This is a genomic window from Haloechinothrix sp. LS1_15, assembly GCF_033042135.1.
Taxonomy (GTDB): domain Bacteria; phylum Actinomycetota; class Actinomycetes; order Mycobacteriales; family Pseudonocardiaceae; genus Haloechinothrix.
Window position 1 is genome coordinate 414,098 of the sequence record NZ_WBXM01000002.1, and the last position, 18,682, is coordinate 432,779.

Consider the following 18,682-nt stretch of genomic DNA (forward strand, 5'->3'; position numbering starts at 1 on the left):
CTGTGCCCGAAACACTGAGCTTCGGCCTCCCGGTCCGGGAGTACATCCTCGTCGCCCTCACCGCGGCGGCGTTGACGTTCCTGCTGACGGGGCTGGCCAAGCGGTTCGCGATCAAGGTCAACGCCATGGCCGTCCCCCGGGCCAGGGACGTGCATGCCGCGCCGATGCCCTACATGGGGGGCTTGGCCATCTACGCCGGGGTTCTCGGCGGTATGGCGCTCGCCCACCAGTTGCCGGTGCTGCGCCGCGCCTTCGAGTTCTCGCTCGATCCGCTGGCGGTCGTCGTCGGTGGCGGACTGATCGTGCTGATCGGTGCGCTGGACGACCGCTTCGACCTTGATGCCTGGACCAAGCTGGCTGGCCAGATCACCTGCGCGGGCGTGCTGGTGCTGTTCGGCTTGCAATGGTCGGTGTTCTGGGTGCCGTGGGGGGGTCAGGAATCCGCCCTCGGCTCGGTGCTCATCCTCGACCAGAACCAGGGCGGCCTGCTGGTCATCCTGCTCGTGGTGACCATGGTCAACGCGATGAACTTCGTCGACGGCCTCGACGGACTGGCCGCGGGTATCGGGCTCATCGCGGCAGCGGCGATCTGCGCGTTCTCGTTGGTGTTGCTGCATTCTTCGGGCGGAGATGTCAGTGCCTACCCGCCCGCGCTGATCGCGGCCACGCTGGCGGGTGCCTGCCTCGGTTTCCTGCCGCACAACTTCCAGCCCGCGAAGATCTTCATGGGGGATTCCGGCTCGATGTTCATCGGGTTGATGCTTGCCGCCGCCAGCACCTCGGCCTCGGGCCGGGTCTCGCTAACGCAGTACGGCGGTGCCGACACGCTCGCGCTCCTGTCACCGTTGATCGTGGTCGCCGCGGTGCTGTTCGTACCGCTGCTCGACCTGCTGATGGCGGTGATTCGCCGCACCCGACGGGGCGAGAGCCCGTTCAGTGCGGACAAGATGCACCTGCACCATCGCCTGTTGCAGATCGGTCACTCACAGCGGCGTGCGGTGCTGTTGATCTACTTGTGGGCGGCGTTGCTCGCGTTCGGGGCGGTGGCACTGACGCTGTTCGACGCGCTCGTCGTGGTCGGGGGGTTGCTGGTTGGCCTGCTGCTTGCGGTGATCGTCTCGTCGATCCCTAGACTGAGAGTCCGGCAGTAGCAGACGCGGGCGGGCACGGCGGTGCCGAGCGAGCACGCGCGTACTGCGAGTCAGCCACGCAGGTACACGAAGGGGCATCGGGTGACTGAGCACCAGGACGGCGAGAGCAGCATGACCTCACAGCCGGAGGGAGTGCGGCAGGACGATCCGCACGCGGCCTCGGTGCGCAGGTTGGCGGCGGCGATGCTGCGAACCGGGCTGCTGTTCGGCGCGGCTGCCGGTGCCGTTTCCGTGGTGGTGGCCGCTGTGCTCGCGGGCTGGACGGGGCTGATCGGGGCTGTGATCGGTGTCGCGGTCGCTTTCGCCTCGTCGCTGGTGACCGTGGGGATGATGCATCTCACCGCGGCGTTGCCACCCGAGTCGCTGCTCGGGGTGGTGCTCGGCGGGTACACGCTGAAGATCGTCGCCTTGCTTGTTGTGATGGTCACACTGCGGGACGTGCCTGTGCTGGATCCCATGGCGCTGGGGCTCACCGTGTTGGTCACGGTGATTGCTTGGGCGGTGGCCGAGGTGGTGGCTTTCCGGCGCACCAAGATCCCTACGATCATCCCAGCTGGCGGCGGTAGCAGCTGAATGACCTGGGTGGACTGCGCCGTCGACGGGATATGCCGGGATAGCAGGACGCCTGTACTCCTGGCTTCTGAGCGGCTGGTAGGGTCCGCTGGCGAAGGTGACCGACAGCGAGTGCGCGGGAAGCGCATCGCGTTGGCCGCCTGCTAGGTACCGATTCACGTCCGGTACGTTGACGACCGATTGTGACGATTCCCCCGGTGAAGTGAGCTGCTGCCGGGAGAACCGGAAGGAGTCCAGTTGAGCACGCTGGTGCTTGCTACGGGCGAAACATACTCACCGCCGAGCGCGGGCTATCTCGAGTTTCCCCCGATCTTCGGTGCTGTCACCAAGCCGATGCTGCTCGCCATCATGGCGACTCTGATCATCTCCGTGTTCTTCCTGGCCGCCACGCGGAACATGAAGATCGTCCCGGGCAAGTTCCAGTATCTGGCGGAATCGATCTACAGCTTCGGGCGCAACAACATCGCGCGCGAGCAGATCGGCTCGGCGGAGTTCCGCCCTTTCGTCCCGTTGATTCTCGCTCTGTTCACCTTCTTGCTGGTGAACAACCTCTTCGGGCTGATCCCGGTCACCAAGTTCCCGACGATGGCCCAGATTGGCTTCCCGCTCGCGCTGTCGCTGCTTGTGGTCTACCCCGTTTACCACATCGCGGGTATGCGTAAGCACGGCTTCTTCGGGTACTTCAAGAACCAGCTGTTCCCGCCGGGTGCGCCATGGCCGGTCTACATCCTGCTCGCTCCGATCGAGTTCTTCTCGAAGTTCGTGGTGAACCCGCTCACGCTGGCGGTTCGTGTTTTCGCCGCGATGTTCGCGGGCTACATGTTGATCCTGGTGTTCGCCGGTGCCGGTACGTTCTTGCTGGTGCACGGGGAGGGCCTGCTCTACGCGGTCGCAGGGCTCTCCTACCTCGGGGTCATCGCGATCACGTTCCTCGAGGCACTGATCATGACGATCCAGGCGTTCATCTTCGCGCTGCTTTCGGCCAGCTACATCGGTATGGCGCTGGCTGAGGAGCATTAAAAAGTAGAAGGAAAGTACGAGCTACACCTCCGCTGATAGCGGGTGAGAGCTGGAAAGGGAAACACAGTGAGCGGAATGGAGCTTGCGCAGCAGGCCGTTGACATCAACCCGGGTCTTGCGGTCATCGGGTACGGGCTCGGTGCGATCGGTGCCGGTATCGGTGTCGGAATGATCTTCTCCTCGGTCATCAGCGGCACCGCGCGGCAGCCCGAGGCACAGGGCAAGCTGATGGGTATCGCCTTCACCACCTTCGCGCTTGTCGAAGTGCTCGCCCTGATCGGCTTCGTGCTCTTCTTCCTCGCGGCCTGAGGTCGGCGACCACAGCTGGGAGACAGCACTAGGAGAGGTAGAGACCATGCCGATGTACCTGGCACAGGAGCCGAACCCGATCCTGCCGGATGTGTCCGACATGATCGTTGGTCTCGGGGCCTTCTTGATCCTGCTGTTCGTGCTCTGGAAGTTCGTGGGGCCGCGGTTCGAGAAGCTCTACGAGGAGCGGACGGCGAAGATCGAGGGCGGCATCGAGAAGGCGGAGAAGGCACAGGCCGAGGCCCAGCGAGCGCTCGAGCAGTACAACGCGCAGCTGGCTGAGGCCAGGACCGAGGCCGCCAAGATCCGTGACGACGCCCGGTTGGAGGCCGAGCAGATCCGGGAGGAGATCCGGGCCGAGGCGCAGGCGGAGGCTGCGCGAATCGTCGCACAGGGCGAGTCGCAGCTGCAGGCGCAGAAGTCCCAGATCATCGCGGAGCTGCGGAACGAGCTGGGACGGCACTCGGTGGAGCTCGCCAGCCGCATCGTCGGCGAGTCGCTCGAAGACGAGGCACGGCGTAACCGGACGGTGGATCGGTTCCTCGAGGAGTTGGACTCGGCGGGAGCACGAGGATAGCGAGCCATGACAGACAGCGCAGGGACGACACTGCACGCAGCCAGTAGGGAAGCGCTTGCCACCGCTGAGCAGCGGCTCGGCGAGGTGCTCGGTGATCCCGGTGCGAACCCGGCGGTCGTGGGCGAGGAGCTGTATTCGTTCGCCCACCTGCTGGGCTCGGAGATCCGGCTGCGCAGGGCGGTAGCGGACGCCTCGTCCGATCCCGCGGCACGGCAGGGGTTGGTCCGAGGCCTGCTCGACGGCAAAGTCAGCGAGCCGACCCTGCAGGTGCTCGACACCGTGGTAACCGGTCGGTGGTCCAAGCCTCGCGAGTTGCTGGACGGTCTCACCGCGCTGGCAGCTTCGGCATTGCTGCAGGGTGCCGAGCGGGAAGGCAACCTCGAAACCGTCGAGCAGGAGCTGTTCTCGCTGGCTCGCGTGCTGACCGACCAACCGCGGTTGGAGAGCGTCCTCGCTGACCGCACCGCTCCGACGGAGGCGAAGCGTAGGCTGGTGCGAGAGCTGTTCACCGGCAAGCTGACCTCGGTGACCCAGACGATGTTGGAGCAGGCTGCGGCGCGCCCGCGCGGGCGCGCGGTGGCCAACGCGCTCGACAAGCTGGCCCAGCAGGCAGCGGCCCGGCGGGATCGCTCGGTAGCGCACGTGGTCACTCCCAAGGAGCTCTCCGAACAGCAGCGGGAGGCGTTGGCCGAGCGGCTACGGCGGATCTACGGCAGGCCGATCGCGGTGCACGTCGAGGTTCGGCCGGACCTGATCGGTGGCCTGCTCGTCAAGGTCGGCGACGAGGTCATCGACGGCAGCGCCGCGGGCAGGCTGCGCGCGCTGCAGGGCGAGCTGACGCGCTGATCCGACGGACGGTGACGCCCGAGACCACGGGTAGGCACCGTGGCCTGGGCCACACGACATACTTTGCAACGAAGGACCGACAAGTGAGAGCGGGAACGACATGGCGGAGCTGACGATCTCCTCGGAAGAGGTCGCCAACGCGATCGAGAACTACGTCTCGAGTTATTCCCCGGATGTGAGCCGGGAGGAGGTCGGCGTCGTCGTCGACGCCGGCGACGGTATCGCGCACGTCGAGGGGCTGCCCTCGGCGATGGCGAACGAGTTGCTGGAGTTTCCCGGTGGCGTGCTCGGTGTCGCGCTGAACCTCGAGCCAACGCAGCTTGGTGTGACCATCCTGGGTGACTTCGAGTCGATCGAGGAAGGCCAGGAGGTCAAGCGCACGGGCAAGATCCTCTCCGTGCCGGTTGGCGAGGAGTTCCTCGGCCGCGTCGTTGACCCGCTCGGCCAGCCCATCGACGGGCTCGGCGACATCACTGCCGAGGAGCGTCGCGCGCTCGAGCTGCAGGCCGCCTCGGTCGTGCAGCGCCAGCCGGTGTCGGAGCCGTTGCAGACCGGTATCACCGCGATCGACGCCATGACCCCGATCGGTCGGGGGCAGCGCCAGCTGGTCATCGGGGACCGCAAAACCGGTAAGACGGCGGTCTGCGTGGACACCATCATCAATCAGAAGGCCAACTGGGAATCCGGCGATCCCGCCAAGCAGGTGCGCTGCATCTACGTGGCGATCGGCCAGAAGGGCTCGACCATCGCCGCGGTCAGGGAATCGCTCCAGTCCGCGGGCGCGATGGAGTACACCACGATCGTGGCAGCGCCCGCCTCGGACTCCGCTGGGTACAAGTGGCTGGCTCCCTACACCGGATCCGCTCTCGGCCAGCACTGGATGTACCAGGGTAAGCACGTGCTGGTGGTGTTCGACGACCTCACCAAGCAGGCCGAGGCCTACCGCGCGATCTCACTGCTGCTGCGGCGGCCGCCGGGCAGGGAAGCCTTCCCCGGTGACGTCTTCTACCTGCACTCCCGTCTGCTGGAGCGGTGCGCGAAGCTGTCCGACGAGCTGGGTGGGGGCTCGTTGACAGGACTGCCGATCATCGAGACCAAGGCCAACGACATCTCGGCCTACATTCCCACCAACGTCATCTCGATCACCGACGGGCAGTGCTTCTTCCAGTCCGACCTGTTCAACTCGGGTCAGCGCCCCGCCATCGACGTCGGTACGTCGGTATCCCGCGTCGGTGGTGACGCCCAGGTCAAGGCGATGAAGAAGGTTGCGGGATCGCTGCGTATCGACCTGTCGCAGTACCGGGAGCTGGAGGCGTTCGCGGCGTTCGCCTCCGATCTCGACGCCGCATCGAAGGCCCAGCTCGATCGCGGTGAACGGCTGTACGAGGTGCTCAAGCAGCCGCAGTACTCGCCGATCCCGGTGGAGGAGCAGGTCGTCACGGTCTATCTCGGCACCAACGGGCACTACGACTCGGTGCCGACCGACGATGTTCGCCGCTTCAACCGTGAGTTCCTCGATCACGTGCGCCGCAAGCACGAGGGGATCCTCGCCGAGGTTCGCGACACGGGTGAGTGGACCGGCGAGAATGCCAAGCGCCTCGACGATGCGGTCGACGAGTTCAAGAAGCAGTTCACCGCTTCCGACGGCAGCTCGGTCGTGCCGCAGCGAGAGGCGGACGCCATGGAAGCCGAGAAGGTCGGGCAGGAGACCGTGAAGGTCGCCAAGCCGGCGCCGAAGAAGTGACCGGGTAAGTCGAATGGCTGCGCAACTTCGCGAACTACGAGCTCGGATCAAGTCGACCAAGTCGATCGGCAAGATCACCAAGGCGATGGAACTCATCGCCACCTCGCGTATCTCTAAGGCTCAGGCCAGGGTGGAGGCGTCCCGGCCGTACGCCGAGGAGATCACAACCGTCTTGCAGGCCTTGGCGACCGCCGCGAGCAACTTGGACAACCCGCTGCTCGTGGAGCGGGAGAACCCGCGCCGCGCCGCTGTACTGGTTGTGACCAGTGACAAGGGGCTGTGCGGCGGCTACAACGCCAACGTCCTCCGTACCGCGGAGGAGCTGCTGTCCCTGCTTCGCGAGCAGGGTAAGGAGCCCCTGGTCTACGTGATCGGGGGTAAGGGGCTGAACTACTACCGCTTCCGCGGGCGGGCGGTCTCGGGTAGCTGGACCGGGTTCTCTGACCAGCCCCACTACCGCAATGCCGCCGAGGCCGGTGAGGAACTGGTGGGTTCGTTCCTGGCAGGCACCGACGGCGAAGGTGAGAGCGAGGGCGAGCAGGCATCGCTCGGGGTGGACGAGATCCATGTCGTCTACACCGAGTTCCGATCGATGCTCACCCAGACGCCGGTGGCCAAGCGGGTCGCTCCACTGGAGATCGAGTATGTGGACTCCAGCGAGGAGGAAGTCTCCGGGCCGAACCTGCTGCCGTCGTACGACTTCGAGCCGGACGCCGAGACACTGCTCGGTGCCCTGCTGCCGAAGTACATCTACACGCGGATTTACGCAGCATTGCTCGAATCGGCGGCCTCGGAGCTGGCCGCGCGGCGAGCGGCGATGAAGGCGGCCTCGGACAACGCCAACGAGCTTGTCGATACCTTGACACGCGAGGCAAACCAGGCCCGACAGGCCCAGATCACGCAGGAGATCAGCGAAATCGTCGGCGGCGCGAACGCGCTGGCCGCAGCAGGAAGTGAAGAGTAGACCTATGACTGCCGACGCAAACACAGCGGTATCCGCAGCCGGAAAGGACGACGGCGCAGCGACAGGTCGGATCGTGGCGGTCCGGGGACCTGTTGTGGACGTGGAGTTCCCGAGGGGTGCGCTGCCGGACCAGTTCAATGCGCTGAAGGTCGACATCGAGTTCAGCGAGCTCGCCAAGACCGTGACACTGGAGGTTGCCCAGCACCTCGGTGACAACCTGGTGCGGACGATCTCGCTGCACCCACAGGACGGGCTCGTCCGCGGGGCGCCGGTCCGCGACACGGGCTCGCCGATCACGGTTCCGGTCGGCGACAAGGTCAAGGGCCACGTGTACAACGCGATCGGCGAGTGCCTCGACGAACCGGGGTACGGCTCGGACCTCGAGCGCTGGTCGATCCACCGCGAGCCGCCTGCCTTCGACCAGCTCGAGGGCAAGACCGAGGTGCTGGAGACCGGCCTGAAGGTCATTGACCTGCTCACCCCGTACGTGCAAGGCGGCAAGATCGGCCTGTTCGGTGGCGCGGGTGTTGGCAAGACCGTGCTGATCAAGGAGATGATCACTCGCGTCGCCAGGAACTTCGGTGGTACCTCAGTGTTCGCCGGCGTCGGTGAGCGCACCCGTGAGGGCACGGATCTGTTCCTCGAGATGAGCGAGGACGGTGTCATCAACGACACCGCGTTGGTCTTCGGCCAGATGGACGAGCCGCCGGGTACCCGTATGCGAGTGGCGCTGTCCGGGCTGACGATGGCGGAGTACTTCCGGGACGTGCAGAACCAGGATGTGCTGCTGTTCATCGACAACATCTTCCGGTTCACCCAGGCAGGCCAGGAGGTCTCGACACTGCTTGGTCGCATGCCCTCGGCGGTGGGCTATCAGCCGACGCTTGCCGACGAGATGGGCTTCCTGCAGGAGCGGATCACCTCGGTGAAGGGCCGTTCGATCACGTCGATGCAGGCCATCTACGTACCCGCCGACGACTACACCGACCCGGCTCCCGCGACGACGTTCGCGCACTTGGACGCCACGACGGAGCTGTCGCGTGCGGTGTTCCAGAAGGGGATCTTCCCCGCGGTCGATCCGCTGACCTCCTCGTCGACCATTCTCGACCCGGCCATTGTGGGTGACGAGCACTACCGGGTGGCCTCCGAGGTCATCCGGATCCTGCAGAAGTACAAGGAGCTGCAGGACATCATCGCGATCCTCGGTATCGACGAGCTGTCCGAAGAGGACAAGCTCACTGTGAACCGTGCACGTCGGATCGAGCGGTTCCTGTCGCAGAACATGCTCGTCGCCGAGCAGTTCACCGGCCAGCCGGGATCGACGGTGCCGAGGAGCGAGACCATCGAGGCGTTCGACAAGATCTGCAAGGGTGAGTTCGATCACTTCCCGGAGCAGGCGTTCCTCGGTATCGGAGGTCTCGAGGACCTGGAGAAGAAGTACGCCGAGATCACCGGTTCGTAAGGTGGTGTCAGTGCCATGGCGGAGCCGCCGTCCTCCTTTTCAGGGACGCGGCTCCGCCGTGTTGCGGAATGGCAACGAGTACCAACTACACTGAATATCGCTGTGGTCGCGCCCAGCGAGCCGGTGGTTCAGCCGCGGGAGTGCCCCGCCGGTAGCACGCTGTTGTGAAGGAGAGAGCACGTGGCCGAGATGTCCGTCGAGCTCGTCGCTGTCGAGCGTCGGCTGTGGTCTGGTACAGGCACGTTCGTCGTCGCGCAGACCACCGAGGGTGAGATCGGCATCATGCCGGGGCACGAGCCCATGCTCGGGCAGCTCGTCGAGGGTGGCGTGGTCACCATCGCTACCTCCGAGGGTGAGCATGTCGGTGCCGCCGTGCACGGCGGTTTCCTGTCGGTCACCAGCGACCGGGTGAGCGTGCTCGCCGAGACCGCGGAGATGGCTGGCGAGATCGATGTCGCGGCGGCGAGGGAAGCGCTCCGAGACGAAGACGAGGTCGAACGCGCCAGAGCGAGCGCTCGATTGCGTGCCGCGGGGCAGCCGGTCTAGTCGAGCCACGATCGGGAGCCTGCTGTGGATATCTCAGTACTGGTCATCGGGCTCCTGATCACGATAGCGGCCGTCGTTGGATGGATGGCCCTGCGCTGGCGTCGAGTGTTGAAGGGTGGCGGTGTCAACGTCGCCCTGCGCTGGCGTTACCGCGAGGGCGACGCTGGCTGGCATCTGGGTATCGGCCGATACCACGGTGAGCAGTTCCTGTGGTTCCGGGTGTTGAGCCTGCGTAGCGGGCCCGACCGCGTGCTGTCCCGGGATGACCTGGAGATCTCCCGCCGCAGGCAACCGTCCGGTATCGAGATCTACTCGCTGCCCGCCGATGCCACGGTCCTCGGCTGCGAGTCCCGTTCGGGCCGGTTCATCGAGATTGCCATGGGGCCCGGCCCGCTGACGGGTTTCCTGTCCTGGTTGGAATCGGCCCCGCCGGGGCATCAGATGCCCCGGGCGAGCTAGTCCGACTCAGCCGACTCAGCCCTCTGCGGCATCGGAACCGCCGGGGCGCCAGAGTACGTCGCCTTCCGGATTGGCCAGCCTGGCGAGGATGAACAGCAGGTCGGAGAGCCGGTTGAGATAGCGCAGCGCCAGTGCGTTGGTGCTGGCGGGCTCGGCTTCCTTGAGCAGCCAGGCGCTGCGTTCCGCGCGGCGGGCGACGGTGCGTGCCTGGTGTAGCAGAGCGCCGCCGGGTGTGCCGCCCGGTAGGATGAACGAGGTGAGCTTGGGTAGCCGCTCGTTGAACTCGTCGCACCAGCCTTCGAGCCGCTCGATGTAGCCGTCGGTCACGCGCAGCGGTGGGTACGGCGGGTTGTCGACGATCGGTGTGCACAGATCCGCGCCCACGTCGAACAGGTCGTTCTGCACCGAGCGCAGCACCTCGGCGATCTCCTCGGGAAGCTGCCCCTGGGCCAGGACGGTTCCGAGCACAGCATTGGTCTCGTCGACGTCGGCATAAGCGCCGATCCGCGCCGAGGTCTTGGGAACGCGCGACCCGTCGCCCAGCGCTGTGGTTCCGTTATCGCCGACCTTGGTGTACACACGATTGATCCGAACTGACATGCCCGCAGCCTACCCGCGGCTCACGCTGTGACGTCCGGTCGCTTACGATGACCGCCTGGCTTTCCGGGCACGCATCCGGTGAGCCAGAACTGAATATGTCGTTGAGGAGGATGGGTGAGCGAGCACTTCGACGTCCACGGAGGCGCGTGCCTCTCGGGTGAAGTGGAGGTCGTCGGCGCCAAGAACAGCGTGTTGAAGCTGATGGCGGCCGCGCTGCTCGCGGAGGGCACCACGACGATCACCAACTGCCCGGAGATCCTCGACGTCCCGCTGATGGCCGACGTGCTGCGTAGCGTCGGTTGTGCGGTGAGCATCGACGGGGGCACCGTGGTGATCACGACTCCTGCCGAGCCGTCGTACGTGGCGAGCTCCGCGGCGATGGCCAAGCTCCGGGCTTCGGTATGCGTGCTCGGGCCGCTCGTCGGGAGGTTGAAGCGGGCTGTTGTCGCGCTCCCCGGCGGTGACGCGATCGGGTCACGGCCACTGGACATGCACCAGAACGGGTTGCGCAAGCTGGGTGCTACGAGCGTGATCGATCACGGGTGCGTCGTCGCGGAGGCCGACGGGCTGCACGGTGCGCAGATCTGGCTCGATTTTCCCAGCGTCGGCGCTACCGAGAACATCCTCATGGCTTCGGTATTGGCCAAGGGGACCACGGTCATCGACAACGCCGCGCGCGAGCCGGAAATCGTTGACCTGTGCGTCATGCTGCAGCAGATGGGGGCCGAGATCGAGGGATCGGGCACCTCGACGCTCACCGTGCACGGTGTGGATGCGCTCCGGCCCACCACCCACCGGGTCATCGGGGACCGGATAGTCGGGGCGACGTGGGCTTTCGCGGCGGCGGCCACGCGAGGAGACATCACGGTACGTGGGGTGAACCCGCATCACCTGGATCTCGTGCTGGAGAAGCTGCGGCATGCCGGGGCCGAGATCACGGTGGTGGGCGAGGAAGCGTTCCGGGTAGTCCAGCACGAGCGACCCCGCGCGATCGATTTCGTCACGCTGCCCTATCCCGGGTTCGCGACCGATCTGCAGCCGTTCGCGGTGGCGCTTGCGTCGATCGCCGAGGGCACGTCGATGATTACCGAGAACGTCTACGAGGCCCGCTTTCGCTTCATCGACGAGATGGTCCGTCTCGGCGCGGATGCCCGTACCGACGGCCACCACGCGGTGGTGCGTGGGGTGAAGCGGCTGTCGAGCGCTCCGGTGTGGGCATCGGACATCCGTGCGGGAGCCGGGCTGGTGATCGCGGGCCTGTGCGCCGATGGCGTCACCCAGCTCTGGGACGTCTTCCACATCGACCGCGGGTACCCGTACTTCGTGGAGAACCTCACCCGGCTGGGCGCCCGGGTCGAGCGCGTGGTCGAGGGCTGAGGCGCCTCCCCGCGTCGCTGATGCGTCGGACGTGACGCTCGCCATCCAGCGCTGGTACGGACAGCAGCGGTTACCGACCAGTATCCTCAAGGCATTCCTTCGGCGAGGACACCCAGGGAGGTCACGAGATGCCGTACCCGTCTGACAGTCAGCGTGACCGGCCGTGGGTGATGCGCACCTACGCGGGGCATTCCTCGGCGGAAGCGTCCAACGCGCTGTACCGGCGGAACCTGGCCAAGGGGCAGACCGGCCTGTCCGTGGCCTTCGACCTGCCCACCCAGACCGGCTATGATGCCGACCACCCGCTGTCACGCGGCGAGGTGGGCAAGGTGGGCGTTCCGGTGGCGCACATCGGCGACATGCGGCAGCTGTTCGACGGTATCCCGCTGGCCGAGGCGAACACGTCGATGACCATCAACGCGCCCGCCATGTGGCTGCTGGCGCTCTACGTCACCGTCGCCGAGGAACAGGCCGCCGAGCAGGGGCGCGATCGCGACGAGGTGCTGGCGCAGCTGACCGGGACCACGCAGAACGACATCATCAAGGAGTACCTGTCCCGGGGTACCTACATCTTCCCTCCCGGACCGAGCCTCCGGCTGATCACCGACGTGATCACCTGGACCGTGCAGCACGTGCCGAAGTGGAACCCGATCAACATCTGCAGCTACCACCTGCAGGAGGCGGGAGCCACGCCGACCCAAGAGGTGGCCTACGCGCTGTCCACTGCCATCGCCGTGCTGGATGCGCTACGCGATCGGGTGGACGCCGACGAGATGGCCCGGGTGGTCGCACGGATCTCCTTCTTCGTCAACGCCGGTGTGCGGTTCGTCGATGAGATGTGCAAAATGCGGGCCTTCACCCAGCTCTGGGACGAGATCACCCGGGACCGCTACGGCGTGACCGACGCCAAGGCGCGGCGCTTCCGCTACGGGGTCCAGGTCAACTCGCTCGGGCTCACCGAGGCGCAGCCGGAGAACAACGTGCAGCGGATCGTGCTCGAGATGCTCGCCGTCACACTCTCGCGCGATGCCCGCGCCCGTGCCATCCAGCTACCGGCCTGGAACGAGGCGCTCGGCCTGCCGCGCCCGTGGGACCAGCAGTGGGCGCTGCGCATGCAGCAGGTGCTTGCCTACGAGACTGACCTGCTGGAGTATGAGGATCTCTTCGCGGGCTCGACGGTGGTCGAACGCCGCGTCGACCAGATCGTCAGCGGGGCACGCGCCGAGATCGAGGAGGTCCAGCGCATGGGGGGTGCGGTGGCCGCGGTGGAGAACGGGTACATGAAGTCCCAGCTGGTGTCCTCGCTCGGCGAGTACCGGCGCAAGGTGGAATCCGGTGAGCAGGTACTGGTGGGGGTGAACCGGTTCGAGACCACCGAGCCGAGCCCGCTACAGGCCGAGGGAGCCGAGGCGATCGAGACGGTTGACCCGGACGTGGAGGCCGGTGCGGTGAGCGCGCTCGCGGAGTGGCGTGCCAGCAGGGACGCGCAGCGATGCGAGCGCGCGCTGGCACGGCTGCGTGAGGCCGCTGGGACCGACGAGAATCTGTTCGAGGCCACCCTTGACTGCGCACGCGCGGGCGTGACCACGGGGGAGTGGGCAGGAGCGTTGCGGGAAGTGTTCGGCGAGTACCGAGCGCCCACCGGGGTGTCGGCCTCCTCCGTGCCGAGCGCCGGCAGTGAGCTCGGCACGGTGCGGGATCGGGTGCGCGCTACCGGCGAGGAACTCGGCGAGCGGTTGCGCATGCTGGTGGGTAAGCCGGGGCTCGATGGGCACTCCAACGGTGCCGAGCAGGTCGCCGTCCGGGCTCGCGACGCCGGGTTCGAGGTAGTCTACCAGGGGATCCGGCTGACCCCGGAGCAGATCGTCGCGGCGGCGGTGCAGGAAGGAGTCCACGTTGTTGGACTGTCCGTGCTGTCCGGATCGCACCTGAACGTGGTGCCGGAGGTGGTCGAGGGGTTGCGTGCCGCAGGGGCTGACGACGTCCCGGTGATCGTCGGTGGAATCATCCCGAGCTCGGACGCCGCGGAACTGACCGACCGAGGTATCGCGCGAGTGTTCACCCCGAAGGACTACGAGCTGACCGAGATCATGGAGCAGGTCGTCACCGTGATCCGCCAGGCACACGGTCTGGACGACCGTTCGACGGCGCTGGCGTAGGCGCTCCCGGACCGGCAGGGTGTCGGTTCGCGTTGCTACCGTTCCGGTCAGGCGCGTATACGGCGGCGATGGGGGCAGGATGTCGGAGTCCGGGACAGGCAGCGCAGCCGAGACGGGATTCCGGCGGGCGCGAACCTGGTCGATCGTGCGGCTCGCCGTGGTCGTTCCTGTGGTGGCCGCCCTGATGATCCTCCTCTCGAATGAGCTGACGCATCCTGCGCAGCAGGTGGCGTGGATCGTGCTGGCGGTGAGTATCGCCGCGGGTTTGGGCGGGATCGAGGGTGCGCGCAGTGTCCACCCCCGGCCGTGGCGCGACCAGTGGCTGCGCGGCCCAACTACCTCGCGCTTACCGGTACCGTTGCAGGCTGCGCTGATCGGGGCCGTGCTGGGTAGTGGCGGTGCGGCGCTGGTCGCGGTTCCTGGGCAGTTCTGGCTCGCCGGATGGGTCGTGGCAAGCCTGGTCCTGCACCCGGACGCGTGGCGGTCTGCCTGGCGTGCCTGCCGTGGAGCCACCGGCGGGTGAATCCCGGCTGGCGCGTGCTAGGAGACCTGCGCGGCGAACTGCTCCATCTGCTCCTCGGACAGCGCGATCCAGGTGGCTCGCGCGCAGGCCAGCAGCGTGCCCTCGGCCGACCACAGCGCGGAGGCGGAGAACCGCTTCCTACTCGCCTCACCGAGCGGCCATGCGGCGGCGACGGCGGGTTGGCCGCAGGCGGGCCGGTGGTGGATCTGTGCGGCCATCCGGCCGAGCACGTGCGGCGGGTGCGGACCCGGCTGGTGATACCAGGCCCAACCGCTGGGGCAGTCCAGCGCGGCCCATACCGTCGCGGTGTCCACGCGGCCGTCCCCGGCGTCCAGCGAAGGGTCGGGAATCCACGGCCAGGCCACGATGGTCTCGTCGCGGTCGACACGCCCCGGGAAGATGCGCAGCCCGTTCCCGTCGTCGCGGTCGGGGCCGCAGGTGAAGCAGCCGGGAAACGGGCTCGTAGCCCGGAACGGGTCGATCGAGAAGTCCCGCGCCGCCGCCTCGGCCTCGGCGAGGCTCACCGGCTCCGGCGGGGTGAGATCGACCTTGGCCGGACGTGCTTCGGCGATCAGCGCCTCGCCATCGGCGAGCGTGCCGCGCTGGTCGGCGATCTCCAGCGTGAGGGGGTGCTCCACGGGGGGTGGCATCCGGAGGCTGACCTCGGCCGCATGTCCGGTGCGCTCGGTCAGCGGCCCAGCGGTGATCCCGCAGGCGTAGCCGCCGTTGGCGGAGCGCGGGGGTCCGTTGAAGCGCCTGGCGATCGTGACGGACTTGCGTGAGCGTTCTTCGGTGCCGGTTGTCACGTCGGCGAACCTACCGGACGCCGTCCGGGGCGGGCGAGGAGTCCGCGTCCAGATACCGCTCGCTCACGCGGATCTCCTGGATCGCCGCGTTGAGGATGGATACCGCGCGGAGATCCTCGCTACGGTGTCGTTCGATAACGCCGCGTAGCAGCTCGGCCGCTTGTGCCAGCTCGCGGCGATCCTCCTCGCTCACCATGACATCAACCGCCTTCCCCCGAGCATGACGCGCTGTGTCGCCCGGGCCGCCCGCATCGGGACCCATCGTGGGTTGTGACGTGCACCTCGAGGAACCGGTTCCGCCGCGATCATACGCCCAGCCACCGACACCGACGGTGACGACGCGCGGGAAAGGGCACCGTCAAGCTGCGATTCGCCGCGAGGGCGGACACCGTGGACCGTGAAGATCGTCAGGCGAGCGTGGTGGCGTGGGCCACAGCGGCAGTACCGTGGGGGAATGGCTCACGACGACCGCGTTCTGGTAGCCCGGCAGGGGCAGACCATCACCGTCACGATGAACAACCCCACCCGCCGCAACGCTCTGTCGGCCGGCCAGCTCGCCGCGCTGCTCGACGCGTTCGAGCAGGCCGCAGACACCGATGCCACGGGGATTGTGCTCGCGGGCAATGGGCCGGTGTTCTCCGCAGGGCACGACTTCGCCGACGTCGCCGAGCGCGACCGCGACGGGGTGGCCGACCTGCTCGAGCTGTGCACCCGCTTGATGCGCACCATCCAGGTGGTGCCACAGGTGGTGATCGCCAGGGTGCACGCACTGGCCACCGCGGCCGGGTGCCAGCTCGTGGCCTCCTGCGACCTGGCTGTGGCCGCCGAGTCCGCGGCATTCGCGTTGCCCGGTGGCAAGGGCGGCTGGTTCTGCCACACGCCTGCCGTACCGGTGGCGCGCTCGGTCGGGCGCAAGAGGCTCATGGAGATGGCGCTGACCGGCGATCCGGTGGACGCAGCCACGGCCGAGCAGTGGGGTCTGATCAACCGCGCCGTGCCGGACGGCGAGCTGGACAGCGCGGTCACCGAGCTGCTGGGACGGGCCACCCGCGGCAGCATGGCGAGCAAGGCGCTCGGTAAGCGCACCCTGTACGCGCAGCTGGATCGCCCCGAAGGCGAGGCATACGAGATCGCGATGGACGTGATGGCCGATGCCTCCCAATCACCCGCGGCCAAGGAGGGCATGGCCGCGTTCCTCGCCAAGCGCCTGCCCGAATGGCCGGAGTGATCGGGCACAGGTGGGGGGTGAACGTGACGTCCGGCACCTGCTATGGCGCTGAGCGTTATGGTCGACGCTCCCCGCCTCGCTCGTGCAGGAGCAGCAACGTGTAGGCGGCGATCGACTGGGCATCGGTGAGTTCGGCGCGAGTGATCATGCCCTCGAACTCGGAACGGGTGAACCATGCGGAGCGCATGTCCTGTTCCTCGGGTTCCCGGGCGTGCTCGCCTTCGGTCAGACCGGTCGCCAGGAAAACGTGGCCGCGCTGGGTGCTCAGGCCGGGTGCGAGATCGAGCATGCCGAGCTCGGTCATCGTGCCCGCGAGCAGGCCGGTCTCTTCCTGGAGCTCACGCGCTGCCAGCCGCTCGGCTGCTATCCCGTCCTGCCCAGGGGCTGTGCCCTGGGGAAACTCCCAGCGCCGCAGGCCGATGGGGTAGCGGTACTGCTCCACCAGCCGTACGCGATCGCCGTCGAGTGGAATCACCAGTGCGTACGACGGCTTGTCGACCACCCCGTAGATCCCGGTGGAGCCGTCCTGCCGCCTGATGGCGTCTTCACGGACGGACATCCAGTCGTTCACGTACACCTGCCTGGTGCCCACCGTGGTGATCCGGGCGGGTTCGCAAGGATCGTGCTGCGCCATGTCGTCCGATCCTGCCATCCCCCTCGCCGCGCGTCCGGTACCGCGATGGCCTACGCTGCCAGCCGTGCGTCTCGTGATCGCCCGTTGCACGGTGGACTACGCCGGTAGGCTCACCGCACACCTGCCGATGGCCCACCGGCTGCTGCTGGTCAAGGCCGACGGATCGGTATCGGTGCACTCCGACGACCGTGCCTACAAGCCGCTGAACTGGATGAGCCCACCGTGCTGGCTGACCGAGGAGGACGGTGACGCGGCAGGGAACCCGGAGGCCGCGGCAGTGTGGACGGTGCAGAACAAGACGGGCGAGAAGCTGGTGGTCACCATCGCCGAGGTACTGCACGACTTCGCCTGCGAGCTCGGCGCCGAACCAGGCCTGGTCAAGGATGGTGTGGAGGCCCATCTGCAAGAGCTGTTGGCCGAGCACATCAGCACCCTCGGCGAGGGCTACAGCCTGGTGCGGCGGGAGTACCCCACCGCGATCGGCCCCGTGGACATCCTTGCCAGGGACGCCGCGGGCTCCACGGTCGCGGTGGAGATCAAACGGCGCGGCGAGATCGACGGCGTCGAGCAGCTCACGCGGTACCTGGAACTGCTCAACCGGGACCCGCTGCTTGCTCCCGTTCAGGGGATTTTCGCCGCGCAGCAGATCAAGCCGCAGGCGCGCACGCTGGCAGAGGATCGCGGCATCCGCTGCGTCACCCTGGACTACGACGCGCTGCGCGGTATCGAACCGGACGAGTTCCGGCTGTTCTGAGCAGCACTCGGTTCGTGGCGCCCGGTGATGGCGCACTCGGTATCCTTCGGTAGCTGGATCATGCAAGTCCGGTCGACCAATTGACATAAATTGCATCACGTGCTATAGAAATAATGTATCTCTGCTGGTCGGTCAACGGCCCGCGTGAGGGGGTTGAGCGCGATGAACGACCCGAAGCGCCCGCGTGCCAGCGCACTGCTCGACTCGGCAGCAGGTGACGTCCGCCGCGCCGTGCAGCAGGCTGAGGTCACCGAGGTTCCCACTCAGGTGGAGCTGCGGGAGGCGGGCTGGCACCTGATCCATCTGTGCGGTGATCTCGCCGAGCTGTTGCCGATCCTGGCCGAGCAGACCAGCAACTACAGCGAGCACGCTGTGCTGCGGGAGGTGTCGGGGGAGGACACCGGCCCCACCCTCGCCCGTGCCTATCGCGAGCTGGCCACCGCACGACGGGCACTGGAACAGGCCGAGGCCGCGGCGCGCGAGTACTACACGGCCATCAGTAGGCTCGCCGCGGTGGTGCAGCCCGGAGTGGCAGGTGATGCGGGATGAGCCGTGGTGGGCCGGGTCGCGATCCGTACGAGGTACTCGGCGTGACGCCGCAGGCGAGCCAGGCGGAGATCACCACGGCCTATCGCACGCTGGTCCGCCAGCTCCACCCCGACACGCAGCACAACGACCCGGACCGGCTCCGGGAGGTGGTGGACGCCTACGACGTGCTGCGGGACGAGCAGCGCCGCGCCGACCACGACCGGCAACACCCTTCGCGATCCACGGCCGAGAGCGGCACCCGCCACCCGGGGCACACCCCCTCGCAGGGGGTGAACGTGCCTGTCCGAGTACGGAGGCCACCCCCGGAGCGTGGCCCCAACATCCGGGCAGGACCAGTGCGCAGGCACCGGTAACACCCACGATGCGGGCCGCGCTCCGGTGGCCGCTCGTCCCCCGTTTGC

General features: G+C 67.2%; 22 protein-coding genes. 18 read left to right on the plus strand and 4 right to left on the minus strand.

The features are described from left to right. Window positions 1–2: 2 nt before the first annotated feature. The 11 genes from F8178_RS04710 to F8178_RS04760 all read left to right on the plus strand — a co-directional run bounded on the left by F8178_RS04710 (window position 3) and on the right by F8178_RS04760 (window position 9,651). Window positions 3–1,151, plus strand: a complete 1,149-nt coding sequence (locus F8178_RS04710; RefSeq protein ID WP_317493384.1) for an MraY family glycosyltransferase — start codon at window positions 3–5, stop codon at window positions 1,149–1,151. A gap of 81 nt (window positions 1,152–1,232) precedes the next feature. Next, window positions 1,233–1,724 (plus strand): hypothetical protein, encoded by a 492-nt coding sequence (locus F8178_RS04715; protein WP_317493385.1) that lies wholly within the window; start codon window positions 1,233–1,235, stop codon window positions 1,722–1,724. A gap of 237 nt (window positions 1,725–1,961) precedes the next feature. Further along, the gene (atpB, locus tag F8178_RS04720) at window positions 1,962–2,744 is read left to right on the plus strand and encodes a F0F1 ATP synthase subunit A (RefSeq protein WP_317493386.1); all 783 of its coding nucleotides are present in this window, start codon (window positions 1,962–1,964) and stop codon (window positions 2,742–2,744) included. Window positions 2,745–2,819: 75 nt separating this feature from the next. Further along, a complete protein-coding gene (locus F8178_RS04725) occupies window positions 2,820–3,053 on the plus strand; it encodes an ATP synthase F0 subunit C (protein WP_317493387.1) in 234 nt (77 codons plus the stop codon). Between the two features lie 52 nt (window positions 3,054–3,105). Then, the gene (locus tag F8178_RS04730; RefSeq protein ID WP_317493503.1) at window positions 3,106–3,630 is read left to right on the plus strand and encodes a F0F1 ATP synthase subunit B; all 525 of its coding nucleotides are present in this window, start codon (window positions 3,106–3,108) and stop codon (window positions 3,628–3,630) included. A 6-nt stretch (window positions 3,631–3,636) separates the two neighbouring features. Then, on the plus strand, window positions 3,637–4,476 hold the full coding sequence (locus tag F8178_RS04735; RefSeq protein ID WP_317493388.1) for a F0F1 ATP synthase subunit delta: 840 nt from the start codon (window positions 3,637–3,639) through the stop codon (window positions 4,474–4,476). Window positions 4,477–4,576: 100 nt separating this feature from the next. Beyond that, on the plus strand, window positions 4,577–6,220 hold the full coding sequence (atpA, locus tag F8178_RS04740; RefSeq protein ID WP_317493389.1) for a F0F1 ATP synthase subunit alpha: 1,644 nt from the start codon (window positions 4,577–4,579) through the stop codon (window positions 6,218–6,220). 13 nt (window positions 6,221–6,233) lie between these two features. Beyond that, window positions 6,234–7,184: a F0F1 ATP synthase subunit gamma gene (locus F8178_RS04745; protein WP_317493390.1), complete on the plus strand. Its 951-nt coding sequence runs from the start codon at window positions 6,234–6,236 to the stop codon at window positions 7,182–7,184. A 4-nt stretch (window positions 7,185–7,188) separates the two neighbouring features. After that, the gene (gene atpD, locus F8178_RS04750; protein WP_317493391.1) at window positions 7,189–8,646 is read left to right on the plus strand and encodes a F0F1 ATP synthase subunit beta; all 1,458 of its coding nucleotides are present in this window, start codon (window positions 7,189–7,191) and stop codon (window positions 8,644–8,646) included. A 180-nt stretch (window positions 8,647–8,826) separates the two neighbouring features. Then, window positions 8,827–9,192 carry a F0F1 ATP synthase subunit epsilon gene (locus F8178_RS04755; protein WP_317493392.1) on the plus strand — a complete coding sequence of 122 codons (366 nt, stop codon included), beginning with the start codon at window positions 8,827–8,829 and terminating at the stop codon, window positions 9,190–9,192. Window positions 9,193–9,216: 24 nt separating this feature from the next. After that, window positions 9,217–9,651, plus strand: a complete 435-nt coding sequence (locus F8178_RS04760) for a DUF2550 domain-containing protein (protein WP_317493393.1) — start codon at window positions 9,217–9,219, stop codon at window positions 9,649–9,651. Window positions 9,652–9,666: 15 nt separating this feature from the next. Here F8178_RS04760 and F8178_RS04765 read toward each other — a convergent pair whose 3' ends face one another. Continuing rightward, window positions 9,667–10,251, minus strand: coding sequence for a cob(I)yrinic acid a,c-diamide adenosyltransferase (locus F8178_RS04765; protein ID WP_317493394.1), 585 nt, complete (start codon window positions 10,249–10,251; stop codon window positions 9,667–9,669). 114 nt (window positions 10,252–10,365) lie between these two features. Between F8178_RS04765 and murA the strand changes: the two genes are divergently transcribed. The 3 genes from murA (at window position 10,366) to F8178_RS04780 (ending at window position 14,310) form a co-directional block, all read left to right on the plus strand. Beyond that, window positions 10,366–11,628 carry a UDP-N-acetylglucosamine 1-carboxyvinyltransferase gene (gene murA / locus F8178_RS04770; RefSeq protein WP_317493395.1) on the plus strand — a complete coding sequence of 421 codons (1,263 nt, stop codon included), beginning with the start codon at window positions 10,366–10,368 and terminating at the stop codon, window positions 11,626–11,628. Between the two features lie 128 nt (window positions 11,629–11,756). After that, on the plus strand, window positions 11,757–13,787 hold the full coding sequence (locus F8178_RS04775) for a protein meaA (RefSeq protein ID WP_317493396.1): 2,031 nt from the start codon (window positions 11,757–11,759) through the stop codon (window positions 13,785–13,787). A 79-nt stretch (window positions 13,788–13,866) separates the two neighbouring features. Then, window positions 13,867–14,310 carry a hypothetical protein gene (locus F8178_RS04780; protein WP_317493397.1) on the plus strand — a complete coding sequence of 148 codons (444 nt, stop codon included), beginning with the start codon at window positions 13,867–13,869 and terminating at the stop codon, window positions 14,308–14,310. Window positions 14,311–14,327: 17 nt separating this feature from the next. Here F8178_RS04780 and F8178_RS04785 read toward each other — a convergent pair whose 3' ends face one another. Then, window positions 14,328–15,116, minus strand: a complete 789-nt coding sequence (locus F8178_RS04785; RefSeq protein ID WP_317493398.1) for a hypothetical protein — start codon at window positions 15,114–15,116, stop codon at window positions 14,328–14,330. Between the two features lie 10 nt (window positions 15,117–15,126). Further along, window positions 15,127–15,312, minus strand: a complete 186-nt coding sequence (locus tag F8178_RS04790; RefSeq protein ID WP_317493399.1) for a hypothetical protein — start codon at window positions 15,310–15,312, stop codon at window positions 15,127–15,129. 258 nt (window positions 15,313–15,570) lie between these two features. Here F8178_RS04790 and F8178_RS04795 point away from each other — a divergent pair, with 258 nt between their 5' ends. Beyond that, window positions 15,571–16,344: an enoyl-CoA hydratase-related protein gene (locus F8178_RS04795; RefSeq protein WP_317493400.1), complete on the plus strand. Its 774-nt coding sequence runs from the start codon at window positions 15,571–15,573 to the stop codon at window positions 16,342–16,344. Between the two features lie 55 nt (window positions 16,345–16,399). On the opposite strand, the gene F8178_RS04800 is transcribed toward F8178_RS04795, so the two are convergent. Then, the gene (locus F8178_RS04800) at window positions 16,400–16,978 is read right to left on the minus strand and encodes an NUDIX hydrolase (protein ID WP_317493401.1); all 579 of its coding nucleotides are present in this window, start codon (window positions 16,976–16,978) and stop codon (window positions 16,400–16,402) included. Window positions 16,979–17,042: 64 nt separating this feature from the next. Here F8178_RS04800 and nucS point away from each other — a divergent pair, with 64 nt between their 5' ends. From nucS to F8178_RS04815, 3 genes are all read left to right on the plus strand, one after another. Then, on the plus strand, window positions 17,043–17,732 hold the full coding sequence (gene nucS / locus F8178_RS04805; RefSeq protein WP_317493402.1) for an endonuclease NucS: 690 nt from the start codon (window positions 17,043–17,045) through the stop codon (window positions 17,730–17,732). A 162-nt stretch (window positions 17,733–17,894) separates the two neighbouring features. Then, window positions 17,895–18,281: a hypothetical protein gene (locus tag F8178_RS04810; RefSeq protein ID WP_317493403.1), complete on the plus strand. Its 387-nt coding sequence runs from the start codon at window positions 17,895–17,897 to the stop codon at window positions 18,279–18,281. Beyond that, entirely contained in the window at window positions 18,278–18,634 is a 357-nt protein-coding gene (locus tag F8178_RS04815; RefSeq protein WP_317493404.1) for a J domain-containing protein, read from the plus strand. The genes F8178_RS04810 and F8178_RS04815 overlap by 4 nt, the downstream gene beginning before the upstream one ends. The last annotated feature ends 48 nt before the right edge of the window (window positions 18,635–18,682 follow it).

Bases quoted from the DNA above. Each gene is read 5' to 3' on its own strand.
- atpA (WP_317493389.1), top strand. From the start codon at position 4,577: ATGGCGGAGCTGACGATCTCCTCGGAAGAGGTCGCCAACGCGATCGAG.
- F8178_RS04765 (WP_317493394.1), bottom strand. From the start codon at position 10,251: ATGTCAGTTCGGATCAATCGTGTGTACACCAAGGTCGGCGATAACGGA.
- atpD (WP_317493391.1), top strand. From the start codon at position 7,189: ATGACTGCCGACGCAAACACAGCGGTATCCGCAGCCGGAAAGGACGAC.
- F8178_RS04780 (WP_317493397.1), top strand. From the start codon at position 13,867: ATGTCGGAGTCCGGGACAGGCAGCGCAGCCGAGACGGGATTCCGGCGG.
- F8178_RS04815 (WP_317493404.1), top strand. From the start codon at position 18,278: ATGAGCCGTGGTGGGCCGGGTCGCGATCCGTACGAGGTACTCGGCGTG.
- F8178_RS04730 (WP_317493503.1), top strand. From the start codon at position 3,106: ATGTACCTGGCACAGGAGCCGAACCCGATCCTGCCGGATGTGTCCGAC.
- F8178_RS04775 (WP_317493396.1), top strand. From the start codon at position 11,757: ATGCCGTACCCGTCTGACAGTCAGCGTGACCGGCCGTGGGTGATGCGC.
- F8178_RS04725 (WP_317493387.1), top strand. From the start codon at position 2,820: ATGGAGCTTGCGCAGCAGGCCGTTGACATCAACCCGGGTCTTGCGGTC.
- F8178_RS04790 (WP_317493399.1), bottom strand. From the start codon at position 15,312: ATGGTGAGCGAGGAGGATCGCCGCGAGCTGGCACAAGCGGCCGAGCTG.
- F8178_RS04745 (WP_317493390.1), top strand. From the start codon at position 6,234: ATGGCTGCGCAACTTCGCGAACTACGAGCTCGGATCAAGTCGACCAAG.
- F8178_RS04795 (WP_317493400.1), top strand. From the start codon at position 15,571: ATGGCTCACGACGACCGCGTTCTGGTAGCCCGGCAGGGGCAGACCATC.
- F8178_RS04810 (WP_317493403.1), top strand. From the start codon at position 17,895: ATGAACGACCCGAAGCGCCCGCGTGCCAGCGCACTGCTCGACTCGGCA.
- F8178_RS04800 (WP_317493401.1), bottom strand. From the start codon at position 16,978: ATGGCGCAGCACGATCCTTGCGAACCCGCCCGGATCACCACGGTGGGC.
- F8178_RS04735 (WP_317493388.1), top strand. From the start codon at position 3,637: ATGACAGACAGCGCAGGGACGACACTGCACGCAGCCAGTAGGGAAGCG.